We start from the raw sequence: 17,845 nt of genomic DNA, 5'->3' as shown, positions 1-17,845 counted from the left end.
ACCTGCCAATCGGCAGAAATCGGGCGCGCACGGAGCCTTGACGACCTGACATAGCAGTACTCCACTGACAGTGACTGACAGAACCGGTCCCATCCGCCCCTCCCTCCCTGTTGTCTTCGTACTGTGTCGGGGGTAGAGCCATGTCCGGATCGTCCACCGCACCGTCCACGTCCCCTCCGCTTCCCGGTGACTTCGCCGTCGTCCGCATGGGTGGCCGCGCGGGGCGCCTGATCCGCATCGGCCAGTGGCTCAACGGCGACGGCTTCGCCGACTACGAGCACGCCTTCGTGTACGTCGGCGTCGGCGAACTGGTGGAAGCCCAGCCCGGCGGCGCCGAACTCCGCCCCCTGTCCGTCTACGACGGCCACCCGGTGCTCTGGTCGACCGGCCGCGTTCCCCTCACCGATAGCCAGCGGGATCAGATCGTTGCCGCCGCCCGCCGCTACATCGGCGTCCCCTACAGCTTGCTCGACTACGCGGCGCTCGCCGCCGCCCGACTCCATCTGCCGATCGGACCGGTACTCCGCCGCTACGTCGCGGACACCCGGCACATGATCTGCTCCCAACTGGTCGACCAGTGCTACCAGGACGCCGGCGTGCACCTCTTCTCGGACGGCCGGTGGCCCGGCTACGTCACCCCCGCAGACCTCGCCAACCTCCTCCAGCGCTGAGCGGAGCGCATCCGGTGCCTGCTCTGACAGGCAGAGAGATTCACCTGATCGGCGGGCTGCCGGGCTGCCGGTACCGAACGGGGTGACGCCCGGTACCGGTGTGCTTGGTGGCTGCTGTCAGGCTGCCAGCCCCTGGACCTCCAGGTCGTCGCCGCGGTCGGGCTGGCCGGGGTGTGCCGAGACGGGGACGAACCGGCCGGTCGCCTGGTCGAGCACGTAGGCCTGGGCGGTGGCGAAGTCGAAGTACATCCCGACCAGACGCAAGGTGCCGTCCGCCACCCGTCGCCCGACGGACGGGTTGGCCAACAGTTGGTCGAGCTGCTGGACCACATTGGTCAGGCACAGCTGCTCCGCCGTGTCGACGACCGGCCGCCCCTCGAACTCGGCCGGCGCACGACGCAGCCGGTCCAGTGAACCGCGACCGTTGCGCAGCCAGCGGGCCAGCGGGGTGGGAGGACCGGCCTGCTCGTGGACTCCGTCGAGCAGCGCCTTCATGGCGCCGCAGCCCGAGTGGCCGCACACTGTGATGCTGCCGACCTCCAGGACCTCCACCGCGTACTGGACCGCCGCGGCCACCGAGTCGTCGGCCGCGCCGGGCTCGTGCGGGGCGGGGACCAGATTGCCCACGTTGCGGACGGTGAACAGGTCACCGGGACCGCTGTTGGTGATCATGCTGGTCACCATGCGCGAGTCGGCGCAGGTCAGGAAGAGCTGCGACGGGGTCTGCCCGTCCCGGGCCAGCCGGGCCAGCTCCTGGCGGATCAGTGGTGCGGTGTGCTGCTGGAAGCCGCGTACGCCGTCCAGCAGGCGGCCGTGCGGATCTGATTCGCCCTGCTCGATGCAGTGGTGGCCGACCCAGGGCGTCCAGGCCCGGCAGCGGTGGAGGCCGGGGGAGCTGCCCGCGCGGAGCGTGCCGTCCGGATCGAGCACCTCGCCGCTCTGGCGCTCCGTCACCATCGACACCAGCCCGCCGGCGCCCTGATGGCTGGACCGCCAGGAGTGCAGTGCCTCGTAGGCCGCGTGGTCGAGGAAGGAACCGTCGTGGCAGACCGTCACCCGCACGCCGGACGGGATCCGGCCGAGCGCCCGGCTGAGCTTCGGGACGGCGGCGAAGGTCAGCGGCCCGTGGGTGCGGACGGTGTACCCGCCGTCGGACTCGGTCAGCACATCCACATGTGCCCTGGTCAGCCGGTACAGCGCCAGCAGCACCGCCACCGTGCCGCCCAGGGCCACCCCGAGGGGCACGCCGAGCAACACCACGCCGAGCACCGTGACCAGGTACACCGGGAACTCGCGGTGCCGGTGGACCCGGCGGATGTGCGCCAGGCTCACCATCTGGACGCCGACCACCAGCACCAGCGCGGCCAGCGCCGCCAGCGGGATCCGGCGCAGCCCGCCGGTCAGCGCCACCGCTGCCAGCAGCACCCAGCAGCCGTGCAGCACGGCGGACATCCGGGTGGCCGCTCCGGCCCGGATGTTGGCGGTGCTGCGAACCGCACCGCCCGCCACCGGGAGGCCGCCGAGCAGGCCGGAGAGCATGTTGGACGCGCCCTGTGCGCGCAGCTCGCGGTCGAGGTCACTGGACCGGTGGGTCATCCGGTCGACGGCGACCGATGAGAGCAGTGACTCCACCCCGGCGACGGCGGTGACCGTCAGGACCAGGCCGAGCAGCGTCGGCCAGTGGGCCGCCAGCATTGCGCCGTCCGGTAGGGCGGCGGGCTGGTGGCCGGCCCAGTCGGGCAGGTTGATCCGGGCCAGCCGGAGACCGGCGGTCATCGACAGGCCGGTGGCGAGGGCGACTGCGACGAGGGCGGCGGGCAGCCGGCTGAGGGTGGCGCCGACCCGTCCGGCCTTGCCGGGCAGTCGCCCGAGCCGGGGCCAGCCGTAGAGCACCGCGACGGCCAGCGCGCCGACCGCCAGCGCGGGTGGGTGCGGGCCGGCCAACTGCCCGGGCAGAGCGATCAGATTGGCCAGGGCCGAGCTCTGCGGGGAACCACCGAGGACGACGTGGAGCTGGGCGATTGCGATGGTCAGACCGACGCCGGCGAGCATGCCGTGCACGATCGCGGGAGACACGGCGAGTGCGGCCCGGGCGACGCGCAGGGAGCCGAGGAGCAGCTGGACCAGCCCGGCGGCGACGGTGACTGCGCAGGCCGTGCGCCAGCCGAACTGGGCGATGATGCCGGCGACGATCACGGTGAGCGCCGCCGAGGGACCGCTCACCTGGAGCGGGGTGCCGCCGAGCAGCCCGGCAACCAGTCCGCCGACGGCGGCCGCGACCAGCCCGGCGGTGGGTGGAGCGCCGGTCGCGAGGGCGATGCCGAGCGCGAAGGGGACGGCGATCAGGAACACCGCCACCGAGGCGGGCAGATCGTGCAGGAGCTGGGTGCCCGCCCGGCCCGGCCGGGTGGGCGGCGGCGCGTGGTCGGTGGTGTCCGACGGAATGGGTGCGCTGGAGAGATCGAGGGTCATGGTCTTCCCGTCTTCCGGGGGAACGAACGCAGTCAGGTCCGGAGGTGGTGCTCGGAGTCGGATCGGCTGTCGTGGGTCGCGACGGTGTGGCGGGATGGCGCTGGGCACGGGCGGCGGTTGTCCGCGGCGGCCCATGACCATCAAAGAGTTGGTAAACCGAGAGTAATGGAACCTTTGCACAGCGTGAGTTCCGAACGGAAGTGCGGAGCCCGGGATTCACCACTTCGGGTGGTGGTCGAACCAGTCGGGAACAATGTGCAAAGGCGCAGGTCGGCCCGGATGCGCCGAAGGGTCGGCGGCCCCGGACGGGGGCCGCCGACCCTTCGGCGCTGCGCGGGATCCGCTCAGACGCCGGCGGCCTCGGCCTGCTGGGCGCCGAGGACGAAGTCGGCGTCCACCTGGGTCGCGAGGTCGATCCCGATCTTGGCGTTGCCCCAGCTCTCGGCGTTCCGCAGGTGGAAGTGGACCGCCTGCTCGGTGTAGCGGCGCGGGTCGCGCATCCGGTGGGCGGCATCGGCTTCGGCCTTCAGCTGCTCCAGCACGGTGCGGTTCGCGGGCTCCAGCGTCCGCAGCGCCGGCTCGTCGCCGCGTTCCAGGCGGCGCACCCAGTCGGAGTGGCCGAACGTGGTGAGCAGGTCGTCCCCCACCTCGCGGCGCAGGAACGCGAGGTCGTCCGGACCCTGCACCTTGTTGCCCACCACGCGCAGTCGGACGCCGAAGTCCTGGGCGTACTCCTTGTACTGGCGGTAGACGGAGACGCCCTTGCGGGTCGGCTCCGCGACCAGGAAGGTCAGGTCGAAGCGGGTGAAGAGCCCGGAGGCGAAGGAGTCCGATCCGGCGGTCATGTCGGTGACGAAGTACTCCTCCGGGCCGTCCACCAGGTGGTTCAGCAGCAGCTCGACCGCGCCGACCTTGGAGTGGTAGCAGGCGACCCCGAGGTCCTCCTCGGTGAAGGCGCCGGTGGCCAGCAGTCGCACCGAGCCCTCGTCCAGTGCGATCGGCCGGGCGCACGCGGCGTACACCGGGTTCTCCTCGACGATCCGCAGCAGGCGTGAACCGCGGCCCGGCGGAGTGGTCTTGATCATCTCCTCGGCCGAGCGGATCAGCGGGTTGGTGCCGCGCAGGTGCTCCTTGATCTGCGGCAGGTGGGAGCCGAGCGAGGGGAGTGCGGCGGCCTGTTCGTCCGTCAGGCCGAGCGCCGGCCCGAGGTGTTGGTTGATGTCGGCATCGACGGCGATCACCGGGCTGCCGGCCGCTGCCAGGTGGCGGATGAACAGCGCGGACAGGGTGGTCTTGCCGCTGCCGCCCTTGCCGACGAAGGCGATCTTCATCTGAGTCTCCGGCCCTATTGGAAATCGTTATCGTCACCGACTAGTCGTCATGCTAGCGGTGGTTTGGCGCATCGCACATGGGGGAACTGCGGATTGCCTCGAACGGGTGATGCCGGGGTTGCTGTACCGGTCCCGGGAGGGGGGGTCATTACCCTCGGGTAGGTGAGCACTGGAACTGATCCCCTCGCCCCGCTGGCCGAGCTGCCCGGGGTGCCCGAGGCCGTCGCCGAGGTGCGCAAGGCCGTCGACCGCCTGTACGGGCACCGCGTGATGCGCCGCCGAGCCGGCGAGGTGACCTCGGAGTCCGCGCTGCGCGGAGCCCGCGCCTCGGCCGCGCTGGACGGCGCGGACTGGCCGCTGGAGGAGGTCCGTCGACGCACCGACTTCGGCGCCGACCCCGAGGCCCGAACGGTCGGGGCCGCGCTGCGGATCTCCGCCGAGGCCGGTCAGCTGCTCAGCGTCTGGCGGACCTCGCCGCTGCAGGTGCTCGCCCGGCTGCACCTGCTCGCCCTGGGCGACGCCGACCCCGCGGCCGGTCGGCCGCGGCAGGGCGCGGAGACGGCCGAGGAGCTCTTCCCGATCGCACTGAAGGCCACCGAGAGCGCGGACGCGCACGATGACGCGCACGGCGAGGGCGAGCCCGTGGGCGCGATGGAGGCGGAGCTGCCACCGGCGCCGTCCGCCGACGAGGCCGCGGCGCGGCTGGACCAGCTGGCGAAGCTCCTGGTCGAGCGGGCCGAGCGGCCCACCGGGGGTGCCCCTGCGCTCGTGGTCGCGGCGATCGTGCACGGAGAACTGCTCGCCCTTCGCCCGTTCGGCCGATGCAACGGGCTGGTCGCGCGGGCCGCGCAGAGGATCGTGCTGATCGCGGAGGGCCTCGACCCGAAGGCGATCTGCCCGGCCGAGGTCGGTCTCGCCGAGCTCGGCACGGCCGCCTACCGCGAGGCGCTCAACGGCTACCTGAGCGGCACCCCGGAGGGCGTGGCACGCTGGATCACGCACTGCGGGCAGGCGCTGCGGCTCGGCGTCCGGGAGAGCACCGCGGTGTGCGAGGCGATGCAGCGCGGCATGGTCTGAGCCCTGCCAGGCCTTCGGGACCCCTGCTTGCGAACAGGGTTGCGGCGGCGCCTCATCGTGCCGGGCGCCGCCGCTGGTACAGGTGCCGAGTTACCAAGCATGCACCGGAATGTGCCCATCAGGCGGGGATCCTGCCCGTTCACCTGGTGCGGCGGCCCGACAGCGGGTCGGCTGCATGTGGGTGCTCAGCCATCTGTACATCGGTCCGTGGGCCTGAACTGCGTTGTCGGAACGACCCCGTAGGGTCCTGACCGGGTCGCGCGGGCCGTAAGTCATTTCTATCGCGGTTTGGGCGAAAGTGGAACCCGAAACGGGAAGCTTTTGTCATTTGTCCGATTTGGCGAACCTGCCGCTGTCGCCCGTTCAGGCCGCCGAGCGCCGCCGCTTGGCGCCGTACCAGAGCAGTCCGGCGGTGAGCACCGCCGCGCCGACCGCCACCGCGGTGAGAACGGTGTTGCTGGGGGCGCGGAACTCCGGTAGCCGGCGCTGCAGTTCGACCGGCCGGCTGAAGACCAGCACCGGCCACTCGCGGGCCGTCGCCTCCTTGCGCAGTGCCCGGTCGGGGTTGACGGCGGACGGATGGCCCACCGCCTCCAGCATCGGCAGGTCGGTCGAGGAGTCGCTGTAGGCATAGCAGTTGGCCAGGTCGTACCCTTCGGCCGCGGCCAGCTCGCGGATCGCGGCTGCCTTGTTCTCCGCGTAGGCGTAGTATTCGATCTCGCCGGTGTACCGCCCGTCCGCGATCTGCAGTCGGGTCGCAATGACGTGGTCCGCGCCGAGCAGGCGGCCGATCGGCTCGACCACCTCGGAGCCGGAGCTGCTGACGATCACCACGTCGCGCCCGGCGGCGTGGTGCTGCTCGATCAGGGAGGCGGCTTCCTCGTAGATGATCGGATCGATCATGCCGTGCAGGGTCTCGGCGACGATCTCGCGCACCTGCTGCACGTTCCAGCCGCGGGTGAGGGCCGAGAGGTAGGCCCGCATCTTCTCCATCTGGTCGTGGTCCGCGCCACCCACCAGGAAGACGAACTGGGCGTAGGCACTCTTCAGCACCGCCCGACGGTTGATCAGGCCGCCTTGGTAGAAGGGCCGGCTGAAGGCCAGCGCGCTCGACTTGGCGATGATCGTCTTGTCGAGGTCGAAGAAGGCCGCGGTGCGCGGCGCCCCGTACGGGCGGTGCGGCGCGGCGGCTGCGGGCTCGGAGGCGGTCCCGTCGGCAGCGTCGGGGCCCGGTCCGGCGGTGTCGGCGTTCTCGGTGGTGTCCACGGGAACCGAGGATAGAGGGCGGCACAAATCACCCCGCCATTCGGCGTACTCGCAGGCGTGCGGGTTTGTGTTTCTGGCCGCTCGGGTACACCATGGAAGTCACGGATCGTTCGCGACCGTGCTAACCCGGTCCGGCTCCTCCCCCCCGAGTCGGGCCGTGGATAGACGACCCCCGCTCTCCCCCCCGGCGGGGGTCGTCGCATGTCCGGGGCCATTTCCCAGGGGTCTTGCGTCTGCGAACGAGATCGCTCCGGCCCTTCCTCGACGATCTCCCGACGCTCGAGCGGTGCATCCGACCGGGACTGATCGTTCACTCTCGGTAGTCAATTCGCATGCTGTTCCGATTCTTCGTGATGCGGGCTCCCGCTAATGCCGGGACGGCGTCGAGCGCCCCCGCGATCGTCAATGGAGATCGGATCCTCCCCCCGTCCGAGTGACATTCGTTATCCACAGCCCCGCCTTGTCCACAGGGATTCGGGAGGGGGCTGACGGGACTCCCCGCGTGCCGGACCGTGGTCCACGCGTCGCCCCGGCCGCCGAACGGTCCGAGCCGGGCTGACGTCCTGTCGGACCGAACCCTTCCGGGGAGACAGCCATGTCGACGCCCACCACCGATCCCCACGCCGCGGAGCCGCCCGCCCCCCGCGGGCCGCTCATCGTCACCGCGGATCCGCTGCTGGCCGAGCAACTCGCCCGGCTCTGCGCCGCCGCCGGCGCGGAGCCCCACCTGTTCCACGGCGAGCCCCCGCCCAGACGGATCTGGGAGGCCGCACCGCTGGTGCTGGTCGGCGACGACCAGGCGCAACTCTGCTCCGGCCTCGCCCGCAGACCCGGGGTGCTCCTGCTCGGCCTCGACCTCGACGACGGTGAGATCTGGGTCCGGGCCGTCCAACTCGGCGCCGAGCACGTGCTCTTCCTGCCGGACGCACAGTCCTGGCTGCTGGACCGGATCGCCGACGCGACCGAGGGAGTGGGCCCCGCCGCGCTCACCGTCGCCGTACTCGGCGGCCGGGGCGGCGCGGGGGCCTCCACCCTCGCCTGCGCCCTCGCCGTCACCGGCGCCAGAGCCGGCCACCGGACCATGCTGATCGACGCCGACCCACTCGGGGGCGGGCTCGACGTGCTGCTCGGTGGAGAGCAGGCCGGCGGCCTCCGCTGGCCCGACCTGGCCGGTTCCCGAGGCCGGGTCAGCGGCGCCGAGCTGGCCAAGGCCCTGCCCGAACTGCATCGGCTCTCCGCGCTCTCGTGGGACCGCTCGGACACCCTGGCGATCCCGCCCGAAGCCATGCAGAGCGTCCTGGCGGCCGCCCGGCGGCGCGGCGGCCTGGTCGTCCTCGACGTGCCTCGGCACCTCGACCCGGCCGCCGCACAGGCGCTGGAGCAAGCCGACACCGGGCTGCTGGTGGTCCCGGCCGAGCTCCGGGCGGTGGCCGCCGCCGACCGGGTCGCCGCGATGGCCCGGATGCGGCTCACCGACCTGCGGGCGGTGGTCCGGGTGCCGGGCCCGGCCGGACTGACCGGACGCGAGATCGCTCGCGGGCTGCGCCTCAGGCTGGCCGGCGAGCTGCTCCCCGAACCCGGCATCACCGTCGACGCCGAGCGCGGATCCCCGCCCGGCATCCGCGGGCGTGGGCCGCTGGCCCGCTTCTGCGACGGATTCCTGACCGAAGCCATGCCGCCGGTGCCGGTGGCGTGAGGAGGGGTGCTGTGACCGAACGCCTGCGCAGGGGAGACCTGCGCAACATCCACCGGGCCGCCACCCGATCGAACCGTCGGGTCCTGGTCTCGCGCGCCCGGCCCGGCACCCACCCGGGCGCGGGCTCAGGGCCGCCCGACGGGCGCCCGACCGGAGTCCCGCCCACCGGACCGGGCGGCACCGCCGGCAGCACCGAGGACGGCGCCGCACGCGGCGCGCCTGCGGTGCGGGCCGGTTCCACCGGACCGACGACGGACGCGGACGGCGCGGGTGTCCCGGTCGAGGCGCCGGCGGGCGCCGCACCCGGTGCCACCGTCGCGTGCCCGGCCGGCACCGAGGCCGCGCCCCGTGCCGGTGCCGGTGCCGGTGCCGACTCCGGCTATGGCGCGAGCACGCTCGTGATCGGGCCGGCGCCGGAAGGCCGGGCCGGAGCCGCCTCCGACACCCCGACCGCCCGGCCGATCCGGACGGGCCGCGCGGGTACCGGCGTGGGCACAGCGGGCGGGGGTGCGCCGCAGCGCCGCCCGGCCGGCCTGATGGTCGTCGGAGCGGAAGCCGAGCCCCGGCGGCCCGCGGCCCGCCACCTCGGGACGGGAGAGCCCGCCGATCGCGCCGCCGCCCTGGTCGACGCAGTCCGGCTGCGGCTGGCCGAGGCCGGCGCGCCACCCACCGACGAGTCGGTCGCGGCCGCTCTGCGCGCGGCCCGACCACCGCTCGGTGGCGGAGACGTCCTCGACGCGGTCCGGACGCTCCGGGCCGAGCTGGTCGGCGCAGGTCCGCTCGATCCGCTGCTCGCCGAGCCCGGCGTCACCGACGTCCTGGTGAACGGGCCGGACGAGATCTGGGTGGACCGCGGCGGCGGCCTGCAACGGGCATCGGGGATCCGCTTCCCCGACGCGGCGGCCGTCCGCCGCCTCGCCCATCGGCTCGCCACCGCCGCGGGTCGACGGCTGGACGACGCCCGACCGTGGGTGGACGCCCGGCTCCCGGACGGCACCCGGCTGCACGCCGTCCTCCCGCCGATCGCCGCCGGCTGCACCCACATCTCGCTGCGGACCAGCCGCTCGCAACCCTTCACCCTGGCCGAGCTGGTGGCCGGTGGATCACTCCCCGAGGACGGCGCCGAGCTGCTCGGCGGCATCCTCCGCGCCAGGCTCTCGCTGCTGATCTCCGGCGGTACGGGCACCGGGAAGACCACTCTCCTCGCCGCCCTGCTCGGGCTCGTTCCGCACGACGAGCGGATCGTCCTCGCCGAGGACTCCGCCGAACTCCGGCCGGACCACCCGCACGTGGTGCGCCTGCAGAGCCGCCCGCCGAACCAGGAGTCGCTCGGCGAGCTCACCCTGCGGGACCTGGTCCGCCAGGCGCTGCGGATGCGGCCCGACCGGTTGGTGGTGGGCGAGGTCAGAGGCGCCGAGGTGGTCGACCTGCTGGCAGCACTCAACACCGGCCACGAGGGCGGCTGCGGCACGGTTCACGCCAATACCGCCGCGGACGTTCCGGCCCGGCTGGAGGCGCTCGGCTCGCTCGCCGGGCTCGACCGCGTCTCGCTGCACAGCCAACTCAGAGCAGCGCTCGACGTGGTGATTCACCTCGTCCGCGACCCCGCCACCGGTCTTCGCCGGGTCGCGGCGCTCCACGTCCTCGACGAGGCGCGGCACGGCCTCGCCCGTACGACCGAGGCGGTCGCCTTCCCGGCGGACGGCGGCTGCCAGATCGGGCCGGGATGGGACCGACTGCGCGGGGCCTGCGCCGAACGTGGCGTCGAGCTGGCTCCTCCCGCCGGCCTCCCGGCTCCGGCGAGGACCGGGGCGGGAGTGCCGACGACGGCGGACGGAGGGGGCGGGCAGTGACGGGACGACAGGTGGAGCTGGTCTGGGCGCTGGTCCTGTGCGGGGTCTGTGCCGGTGCGTGGTGGCTGCTCCAGGCAGCGGTCAGGGGGTTCCGATGACCTGGGTGCCGGTGTTGGGCGAGCCGTGGCTGCCACCGGTCGCCGCCGCGGCGGCGGGATGCGGCGCGGCCCTGTGGCCGCGTTGGAGCCGGGCCCGCAGAGCACGGACGTTGATCGGGACGGGAGGCATCCTCGCGGCACCGAGCGGGGGGCCTGTCGCGGTGTCGGGCGTGGGGCCTGGTGGGTCGTCGGGCAAAGCGCCGGGCGACGGCTCGGGTGCGGCGCCGTCCGGTGCCTGGTGGTTCGGCGCCGCGGGGCCCGGTGGCCGGCTGCTCCGGCAGGTGCGGAGGTGGCCGACTGGGCTCCGGCCGGTGTGGCTGGTGCCGGAGCTCCTGCTGCTGCCCGTCGGGCTGCTGCTGGCCCGATGGGCGGACTCTCCGGTGCCGGTCCTGGGAGCCGCGCTGGCGGTGTTCCCGTTGCACCGGTTCGTTCGGGGACGGCGGCGGGCTGCGGAGGCGAGGCGTCGTGCCGCCGCGGTGATCGACCTCTGCGCCGGGCTCGCGGCCGAACTGCGGAGCGGCGCCACACCCGAGCAGGCCCTGCACACGGTCACGTCCCGGGCCGGGCCGTCCCTGGTGCGGACGCTCGGCCGGGAGCCGGCCGCACGGCTCGCGGCCGGTCGCTACGGCGGTGACGTCCCTGCAGCGCTGCGCCTGGTGGCCGAGCGCCCGGGTGGACGCGGCGCCGCCGCGCTCGCCGCCTGCTGGCAGGTCAGCGCGGAGAGCGGCAGTGGTCTCGCGGTGGGTCTTGAACAGGTCGCCGAAGCCCTGCGAGTCGAGCGCGCGTTGACCGAGGAGATCTGCGGAGAGCTCGCCGGGCCGCGGACGACCACTGCGGTGCTCGCGGCCCTGCCCGTGATCGGGATGTGCCTCGGCGCGGCACTCGGTGCCGGACCGGTCCGCATCCTGCTGCACACGCCCGCCGGGCTGCTCTGCCTCACGGGCGGGGTGCTGTTCGAGGCGGCCGGGCTGGTGTGGACGGCCCGGATCGTGCGGGCGGCGGAGGCCCCGCCGACGCCGCTGCCGACTCGGGACCGGGGCGGGGACCGGAACGGGGACTGTGACCGGGACCGGGACCGTGGGCGGGCCGAGATGTCGGTCTCGCCGTCGCGGAGAGGGACCGATGCCGTCGGGTGCGGCCTGTCCCGGGTGCGCACCGCAGACGGCAGCGGGTTGTCGAGCGGCGGGCGCCAGCCCGTCCGCCGACGGGTCGGAGTGCGTGCGGATGTGCTGCTCGGGGCCCGGCCGCCGGCGACCGGGCGGACGGACGGGCGCAGTCGGGCAGGCCGTGCGTCGCCCTGGTGGCGGCGGCCGGTGCACGGACGGAGCGGGAGTGCGGGGAGGGCGGCGTGGACGTGATGCTGACGGGGCCGCCGGTGCTGGCCGGCGGACTGGAACTGGTCGGCGGCCTGGGGCCGGTCGGTGGAGCGGCGTTGACCGGGGGAGCTCCGTCGGCCGGCCGGGCGGCGGCGCTCGGTGGGCTGGCCCTGGTCGCGGGCGCCACGTCCGGGGCACTTCGCGCGGCACGGCGGCGGGAGGTCCGGCGCCGGGTGCCCGGGTGCCTGTCGGCGCGGGGGAGGTCACCTCGCGGGAGCCGGTGGCGTCCGCGGCGGCCTCGATGGTTGTCGCCGGAGCAGTGCCTGCCCTGGCTGGTCGCCCTTGGCGTGATGGCGGTGGTCGGTGGGGTGACCGGGGCGGCCGTCGGCCTACTGGTCGGCCTCGGGGCCCGCCGACTCGTGCCGAGACTGCGCTCACCGGCGGCACGGCGTGCGGCCGAGGAACACGAACTGCTGGTACGACAGCTCCCCCTGACGGCCGATCTGCTGGCCGCCTGCCTCGGCTCCTGCTCCGCCCCGGCACTCGCGGCCGCAGCGGTGGCGGAGAGCGTCGAACCCCCGATGCGGGATCGGCTCGCCGCTGCGGCCGCCCAACTCTCGCTCGGCGCTGCGCCGGAGAGTTGCTGGGAAGAAATGGCGGTCGGCTGTCCGCCGCTCGGCCCGCTTGCCCAGTGCCTCGTCCGGACCACCCTCAGCGGCGCCCCACCGGCAGCCGCGCTGGCAGGGCTGGCCCAGGCGCAGCGGGCGACGGCCGTCCGGGCGGCCCACGCCCGGGTGCGCCGGGCCGGAGTGCTCGCGACCGCACCACTGGGTCTCTGCTTCCTCCCGGCCTTCGTCCTGGTCGGAGTCGCACCGGTGGTGATGGGGCTGACCAGCGGCTTCGCCCACCGCATCTAGTACCACCCCCGAATCCGCATCCGCATTGCCTGAGGAGTTGGTGTGCCATGGTTCCCGTCCGGAGTTCTGAGGCAGGTCCGGTCCGTGTCCTCCTGCGTCACAGTCGTCGCTGGTTGGGTGCCAGAACGGCACGATGGCGGGGGAGCGGCCGGGATGCCGGGATGACCACCGCGGAGTACGCCATCGGCACGGTCGCGGCGTGCGCGTTCGCCGCCGTGCTGTACCGCGTGGTGACCAGCGGGACGGTCTCGGGTGCCGTGTCCGAGCTGCTCGACCGGGCGCTCCATGCGGTCTGAGCGGTCGGCGGGTTCCCGTCGCTGCCCGGTCCGTCACGGCCTCGCCGGCCAAGGCGCCGCCCGCCGCTCCGCCCGCCGCTCCGCCCGCCGGCGTCCCGCCGGGCGCTGGCGGTGGAGCGGCGGTCGGCGGGACGCGGGAATGGTCACTGCGGAGACCGCGGTGGCGCTTCCGGCCCTGGTGCTGTTGGCCGCGATGTTGATCTGGGCGATCGTGGCCGCGGCGGCCCAGATCCGGTGCGTGGACGCCGCCCGGGTGGGGGCGCGTGCGGCGGCCCGCGGCGACACGGACGCGGTGTCCGTGGCGCTGGCCGCCGCCCCGGCCGGGGCGGAGGTCCGGGTCGAGCAGGCGGCCGAGACGGTCCGGGTGACGGTCGAGGCGCCCTGCCCGGGGCCGGGGCGGCTCGGGACGGCCTTGTCGGTCCGACTCAGTGCCTCGGCGGTGGCAGCCCGGGAGGACGTCGTCGGCGCCGAGGCGTCGGAGGTGGGGTGATGGGGATGCGGCAGAGGTGGGACGGCCAGGCGGCCGACCGCGGTTCGGCGACGATCTGGCTGGTGGCGCTCGGGATGTTGGGCTGCCTGGTGTTCCTGGTGAGCCTGATGCTGGGCACGATCGTCGCTGCACGGCACCGGGCTGAGGCCGTCGCCGACCTGGCCGCCCTGGCGGCGGCCGACCGGCTGCTGCTGGACCCGGACGGTGGCTGCTCACGGGCCGCCGCGCTGGTCCGCGAGCAGCGGGCCGACCTGGTCTCGTGCATGCCCGTGCCGGGAGCGGACATGGTGGAGGTGGTCGTCCGGATCCCGATCGACGGGCTGCCCGTGCCCGTCGGCCCGGCCGAGGCCCGCTCCCGCGCCGGTCCGGTGTGGAGCTGGGGCACCGACGACCTCGCTGCGGTCGGCGCCGCCGATGCCCCCACGCCGCTGGGCCGGCAGCCGGCCGGGCGTCGATCAGCCGGTGCCCGGACCCGCAGGGTCCGGCGCTGCGGGCCCTGCATCGGTACCAGGGGCTGCGGGGGCAGCGCCGGCCCCGCCGGATTCGCCGGTGCCGACGGCATCCCCGCTGCGGTCCGGAGCCCCACTGCGGTCCGGATCGTCGCTCCCGCCCCGAGTTCCGCTGCGGTCCGGATCGTCGCTCCCGCCCCGAGCATCGCTGGGGTCCGGAGCGTCGCCCGCGTCCCGCGCGTGATCCTCGTCCGGAGCGTCGTTCGCGCCCGTGTCCTGCCCGTTCCGGGCCTTCGCCCCGCTCGGTGGCCCCTGCGGGCGCGGAGCACCGGCGAGCAGGATGTCGAGCAGCCGTACGGCCGCGGCCTTGTCGAGCGGGTCGTTCCCGTTGCCGCACTTGGGCGACTGGACGCAGGACGGGCAGCCCCGCTCGCACTCGCAGGCGCTGATCGCGTCGCGGGTCGCGGTGAGCCACTCCACCGCGCGGCGGAAGCCCCGCTCGGCGAAGCCCGCACCGCCCGAGTGGCCGTCGTACACGAAGACCGTGGGCAAGCCTGTGTCCGGGTGGAGGGGAACGGACACACCGCCGATGTCCCAGCGGTCGCAGGTGGCGAAGAGCGGAAGCAGGCCGATCAAGGCGTGCTCGGCGGCGTGGGCGGCACCGGGGAGCAGGTCGAGCGGGATGTCGGCGTCGAGCAGTTGGTCCTCGGTGACGGACCACCAGACGGCCCGGGTACGCAGGGTCCGGGGTGGCAGGTCGAGCTTGCTCTCGCCGAGGATCTCGCCGGTCGCGATCCGTTTCCGGAGGTACCCGACGACCTGGTTGACCACCTCCACCGAGCCGAAGCTGAGCGTGGCCTCGCCCCACTCCTCGGTGGTGTCGGTGGAGAGGACGGAGATCGAGGTGATGTCCCGGGCGGAGGTGGTGTACGGCGGGTCTGCGAGGGCGACCAGGGCGACCGACGCGTCCAGGTCGAGGTCGCGGACCAGGTAGGTGCGGCCCTGATGGAGGTGGACGGCGCCGGTGTGCACCGTGGTGTGGGAGGCCGCGGCGTCGACGGTGCCGAGCAGCCGTCCGGTGTCCGCCTCGACGATCTGCACCGGGCTGCCGCCGCTGCCCCGCAGGTCGACGCGGTCCGCGGCGCGTTCGCGGCGGGTCCAGTACCAGGAGCCGTCCGGTCGGCGGCGCAGCAGGCCGCGCCGCTCCAGCACCGGCAGCAGCTGGGCGGTGGACGGGCCGAAGAGCTCGAGGTCGGAGTCGGTGAGCGGGAGCTCCGCGGCGGCGGCGCACAGGTGTGGGGCGAGGACGTGCGGGTTGTCCGGGTCCAGCACGGTGGCCTCGACCGGGTTGGCGAACAGCGCCTCGGGGTGGTGGACCAGGTAGGTGTCCAGCGGGTCGTCCCGGGCGATCAGGACGGCGAGGGCGCCTTGGGCCTCGCGGCCGGCCCGGCCGGCCTGCTGCCACAGCGACGCCCGGGTGCCGGGGTACCCGGCCAGCAGGACGGCGTCCAGGCCGGAGACGTCCACGCCGAGTTCGAGGGCGGAGGTGGAGGCGAGCCCCAGCAGTCGCCCGGAGTGGAGCTCGCGCTCCAGGGCGCGGCGTTCCTCGGCCAGATAGCCGCCCCGGTACGCGGCGACCCGGGCGGCGAGCGGGGAGCCGAGCTGGTCCTGCGCCTGGAGGGCGACCAGTTCGGCGGCCCGGCGGGACCGGACGAAGACCACGGTGCGGGTGCCGGCCCCGACCAGGTCGGTGAGCAGGTACCCGGCCTCGGCGGTGGCCGTGCGCCGGACCGGGGCGCCGTGCTCGCCGACGTTCTCGGTGAGCGGCGGCTCCCAGAGGGCGAAGACCATCGGCCCGCGCGGGGAGGCGTCGTCGGTGACGGCGGTCGCGGGCACGCCGGTCAGCCGACGGGCGGTGACGGCGGGCTCGGCCGTGGTGGCCGAGGCGAGCAGGAAGGTGGGCGACGCGCCGTAGCGGGCGGCGAGCCGGCGCAGGCGACGCAATACCTGGGCGACGTGCGAGCCGAAGACCCCCCGGTAGCTGTGGCACTCGTCCACGACGACGTACTTCAGCGCCTTCAGGAAGGTGGACCAGCGTGGATGGGCGGGCAGGATCCCCCGGTGCAGCATGTCCGGGTTGGTCAGCACGTACGAGGCGTACTGGCGGACCCACTCGCGTTCCTCCGGCGGGGTGTCGCCGTCGTACAGGGCGACCCGGACCCGGGGCGGGACGAGTTCGGCGGCCCGTCGGCGCTGGTCGGCGGCGAGCGCCTTGGTCGGCGCCAGGTACAGCGCGGTCGCGCCCCGCCCGTTGGGCGCCTCGGTCCCGTCCAGGAGGTCGCTCAGCACCGGGGCCAGGTAGCCGAGCGACTTGCCCGAGGCGGTCCCTGTGGCAATCACCACACTTTGTCCGTTTTTGGCCAGATCCATCGCCTCGGCCTGGTGCGCCCACGGCAGCCCGACCCCGAGCCCTGCGGCGGCCGCGACGATCTCGGTCCGGATTGCCGTCGGCCAAGGCGCGTAGCGGGCCTCCCGGGCGGGCAGATGCTCCGTATGGGTGAGGCGGTCGGACCGTCCGCGCTCGGTGGACAGGGTCTCGAGCAAGGCCTCGGGCGGTTGGTGACGGGGTGGCATGAGGACCCAGTGTGTCACCGGCGTGACGGAGAATCGCCCTAAGCCATCGTGCGGGCATGGTCGCAGGTGGTTGAATGAGCCCGTGACGGCCGCATGGCCGAGGGTCGCATTGCTGGGGCCTCCGACCTGCCGGTTTGCCGCGCCCAGGCACTGCGACCAGCGCGGTGGCGGCCGCCTGGCCGATGATCGCAATGACGTAGCAAGGCAAGGTGCTGGAGGTTCCGTGGACCTGTCCCTGTCGACCCGTACAGTCGGTGATCGCACGGTCGTCGAGGTTGGCGGCGAGATCGATGTGTACACCGCCCCCAAGCTGCGCGAGCAGCTTGTTGAGCTCGTCAACGAGGGCAATTACCACCTGGTTGTCGACATGGAGGGCGTTGACTTCCTCGACTCGACCGGTCTGGGCGTCCTGGTTGGCGGCCTGAAGCGGGTGCGTGCGCACGAGGGTTCGCTGCGCCTGGTCTGCAACCAGGAGTGCATCCTGAAGATCTTCCGGATCACCGGTCTGACCAAGGTGTTCCCGATCCACAACTCGGTGGACGAGGCCGTCGCGGCGACCGACTGACCGCGATCGCCTGATCGCGTACCGCGCGATCGCTCGATCGCGTCCTGACTCGCCGTGCGTCCGGCGGGGTTGCTTCGTGCGCCCCGCCGGGCGGACGGCCAGGCATCGCCCTCGCCGCCCGAGGAGTCCGCGCTGAGCCGCCACTCCCGGGCCGGGCTGGGAGCAACCCCGGAGGGGGAGAGATGGCAACCGTCGAACTTCGATTCAGCGCGCTTCCCGAGCACGTGCGCACCGCCCGGCTGGTGGCTGCCGCGGTGGCCAGACGCGCCGGGGTGGACGAGTCGGTGCTCGACGAGGTGCGGCTCGCCGTGGGCGAGGCGTGTTCCCGTGCGGTCGGTCTGCACCGGCGCAGTGGTTCGGACGGCGCTGTCCGGGTGGCGCTGATCGAGCAGGAGAAGCGTTTCCTCATCGAGGTCGAGGACGAGGCCGGCCTTCGGGGCGGGTCCGACGGCGTATCGGCTGTCGGCGCCGGCGGCACTGCCGGGGGCGGCGACAGCGGTGACGACGAGCTCGGGCTCGCGGTGATCACCGGGCTGGTGGAGGACGTCGAGGTCGGCAAGGGTTCCGACGGCGGCGTGATCCGGATGAGCTGGCCGGTGTCGACGGCCACCGTCGAGGTCTGAGTCCCTCCGAACCGGACGCCGGCGGGGCCGACACTCCCGGGTTGACCACCCCCTGCCGGTTGACAAATTGTTGAATATGGCGGTTCCCTGC

General features: G+C 73.9%; 14 protein-coding genes and 1 pseudogene. 11 read left to right on the top strand and 4 right to left on the bottom strand.

Annotated features, from left to right (window positions below; all coding sequences use genetic code 11):
• The first annotated feature begins 206 nt into the window (after positions 1–206).
• On the top strand, positions 207–671 hold the full coding sequence (locus tag ABEB06_RS18005) for a hypothetical protein (protein WP_345697888.1): 465 nt from the start codon (positions 207–209) through the stop codon (positions 669–671).
• Positions 672–788: 117 nt separating this feature from the next.
• Here the strand turns inward: ABEB06_RS18005 and ABEB06_RS18000 are convergent, their stop codons facing one another.
• Entirely contained in the window at positions 789–3,143 is a 2,355-nt protein-coding gene (locus ABEB06_RS18000) for a SulP family inorganic anion transporter (RefSeq protein WP_345697887.1), read from the bottom strand.
• A 344-nt stretch (positions 3,144–3,487) separates the two neighbouring features.
• Positions 3,488–4,474, bottom strand: a complete 987-nt coding sequence (locus ABEB06_RS17995) for an ATP-binding protein (protein ID WP_345697886.1) — start codon at positions 4,472–4,474, stop codon at positions 3,488–3,490.
• A 162-nt stretch (positions 4,475–4,636) separates the two neighbouring features.
• On the opposite strand from ABEB06_RS17995, the gene ABEB06_RS17990 reads away from it, so the two are divergent.
• Entirely contained in the window at positions 4,637–5,551 is a 915-nt protein-coding gene (locus ABEB06_RS17990) for a Fic family protein (protein WP_345697885.1), read from the top strand.
• Between the two features lie 363 nt (positions 5,552–5,914).
• Here ABEB06_RS17990 and ABEB06_RS17985 read toward each other — a convergent pair whose 3' ends face one another.
• Entirely contained in the window at positions 5,915–6,817 is a 903-nt protein-coding gene (locus tag ABEB06_RS17985) for an HAD family hydrolase (RefSeq protein ID WP_345697884.1), read from the bottom strand.
• A gap of 595 nt (positions 6,818–7,412) precedes the next feature.
• Between ABEB06_RS17985 and ssd the strand changes: the two genes are divergently transcribed.
• The 7 genes and pseudogenes from ssd to ABEB06_RS17950 all read left to right on the top strand — a co-directional run.
• Positions 7,413–8,513 carry a septum site-determining protein Ssd gene (gene ssd / locus ABEB06_RS17980; protein WP_345697883.1) on the top strand — a complete coding sequence of 367 codons (1,101 nt, stop codon included), beginning with the start codon at positions 7,413–7,415 and terminating at the stop codon, positions 8,511–8,513.
• Positions 8,514–9,049: 536 nt separating this feature from the next.
• Positions 9,050–10,366 carry a TadA family conjugal transfer-associated ATPase gene (locus tag ABEB06_RS17975; RefSeq protein ID WP_345701888.1) on the top strand — a complete coding sequence of 439 codons (1,317 nt, stop codon included), beginning with the start codon at positions 9,050–9,052 and terminating at the stop codon, positions 10,364–10,366.
• Positions 10,367–10,784: 418 nt separating this feature from the next.
• Complete coding sequence (locus ABEB06_RS17970) at positions 10,785–11,822, top strand: type II secretion system F family protein (protein WP_345697882.1); 1,038 nt, start codon at positions 10,785–10,787, stop codon at positions 11,820–11,822.
• 263 nt (positions 11,823–12,085) lie between these two features.
• Positions 12,086–12,697: a type II secretion system F family protein gene (locus ABEB06_RS17965; RefSeq protein ID WP_345697881.1), complete on the top strand. Its 612-nt coding sequence runs from the start codon at positions 12,086–12,088 to the stop codon at positions 12,695–12,697.
• 47 nt (positions 12,698–12,744) lie between these two features.
• Positions 12,745–12,993 (top strand): DUF4244 domain-containing protein, encoded by a 249-nt coding sequence (locus tag ABEB06_RS17960; RefSeq protein ID WP_345697880.1) that lies wholly within the window; start codon positions 12,745–12,747, stop codon positions 12,991–12,993.
• Between the two features lie 139 nt (positions 12,994–13,132).
• Positions 13,133–13,483: a TadE family type IV pilus minor pilin gene (locus ABEB06_RS17955; protein WP_345697879.1), complete on the top strand. Its 351-nt coding sequence runs from the start codon at positions 13,133–13,135 to the stop codon at positions 13,481–13,483.
• Positions 13,483–13,839: pseudogene (locus ABEB06_RS17950) on the top strand (Rv3654c family TadE-like protein); the annotation flags it as partial. The gene ABEB06_RS17955 and the pseudogene ABEB06_RS17950, both read left to right, overlap by 1 nt.
• 99 nt (positions 13,840–13,938) lie before the next feature.
• Here the strand turns inward: ABEB06_RS17950 and ABEB06_RS17945 are convergent.
• Positions 13,939–16,566, bottom strand: coding sequence for a DEAD/DEAH box helicase (locus tag ABEB06_RS17945; protein ID WP_345697878.1), 2,628 nt, complete (start codon positions 16,564–16,566; stop codon positions 13,939–13,941).
• Between the two features lie 223 nt (positions 16,567–16,789).
• Between ABEB06_RS17945 and bldG the strand changes: the two genes are divergently transcribed.
• Both bldG and ABEB06_RS17935 read left to right on the top strand, forming a co-directional pair.
• Complete coding sequence (gene bldG, locus ABEB06_RS17940; protein WP_345697877.1) at positions 16,790–17,131, top strand: anti-sigma factor antagonist BldG; 342 nt, start codon at positions 16,790–16,792, stop codon at positions 17,129–17,131.
• 182 nt (positions 17,132–17,313) lie between these two features.
• A complete protein-coding gene (locus ABEB06_RS17935) occupies positions 17,314–17,754 on the top strand; it encodes an ATP-binding protein (protein ID WP_345697876.1) in 441 nt (146 codons plus the stop codon).
• Positions 17,755–17,845: the final 91 nt, after the last annotated feature.

It is taken from the genome of Kitasatospora terrestris (genome assembly GCF_039542905.1).
In the GTDB taxonomy this organism is placed as follows: domain Bacteria; phylum Actinomycetota; class Actinomycetes; order Streptomycetales; family Streptomycetaceae; genus Kitasatospora; species Kitasatospora terrestris.
This window is presented reverse-complemented; position numbering and strand designations above follow the sequence as displayed.

Excerpts from the sequence above, each read along its gene's own strand:
- ABEB06_RS17975 (WP_345701888.1), top strand. The coding sequence starts at position 9,050 with ATGGTCGTCGGAGCGGAAGCCGAGCCCCGGCGGCCCGCGGCCCGCCAC.
- ABEB06_RS18000 (WP_345697887.1), bottom strand. The coding sequence starts at position 3,143 with ATGACCCTCGATCTCTCCAGCGCACCCATTCCGTCGGACACCACCGAC.
- ssd (WP_345697883.1), top strand. The coding sequence starts at position 7,413 with ATGTCGACGCCCACCACCGATCCCCACGCCGCGGAGCCGCCCGCCCCC.
- ABEB06_RS17995 (WP_345697886.1), bottom strand. The coding sequence starts at position 4,474 with ATGAAGATCGCCTTCGTCGGCAAGGGCGGCAGCGGCAAGACCACCCTG.
- ABEB06_RS17945 (WP_345697878.1), bottom strand. The coding sequence starts at position 16,566 with ATGCCACCCCGTCACCAACCGCCCGAGGCCTTGCTCGAGACCCTGTCC.
- ABEB06_RS17955 (WP_345697879.1), top strand. The coding sequence starts at position 13,133 with ATGGTCACTGCGGAGACCGCGGTGGCGCTTCCGGCCCTGGTGCTGTTG.
- ABEB06_RS18005 (WP_345697888.1), top strand. The coding sequence starts at position 207 with ATGGGTGGCCGCGCGGGGCGCCTGATCCGCATCGGCCAGTGGCTCAAC.
- ABEB06_RS17935 (WP_345697876.1), top strand. The coding sequence starts at position 17,314 with ATGGCAACCGTCGAACTTCGATTCAGCGCGCTTCCCGAGCACGTGCGC.
- ABEB06_RS17960 (WP_345697880.1), top strand. The coding sequence starts at position 12,745 with ATGGTTCCCGTCCGGAGTTCTGAGGCAGGTCCGGTCCGTGTCCTCCTG.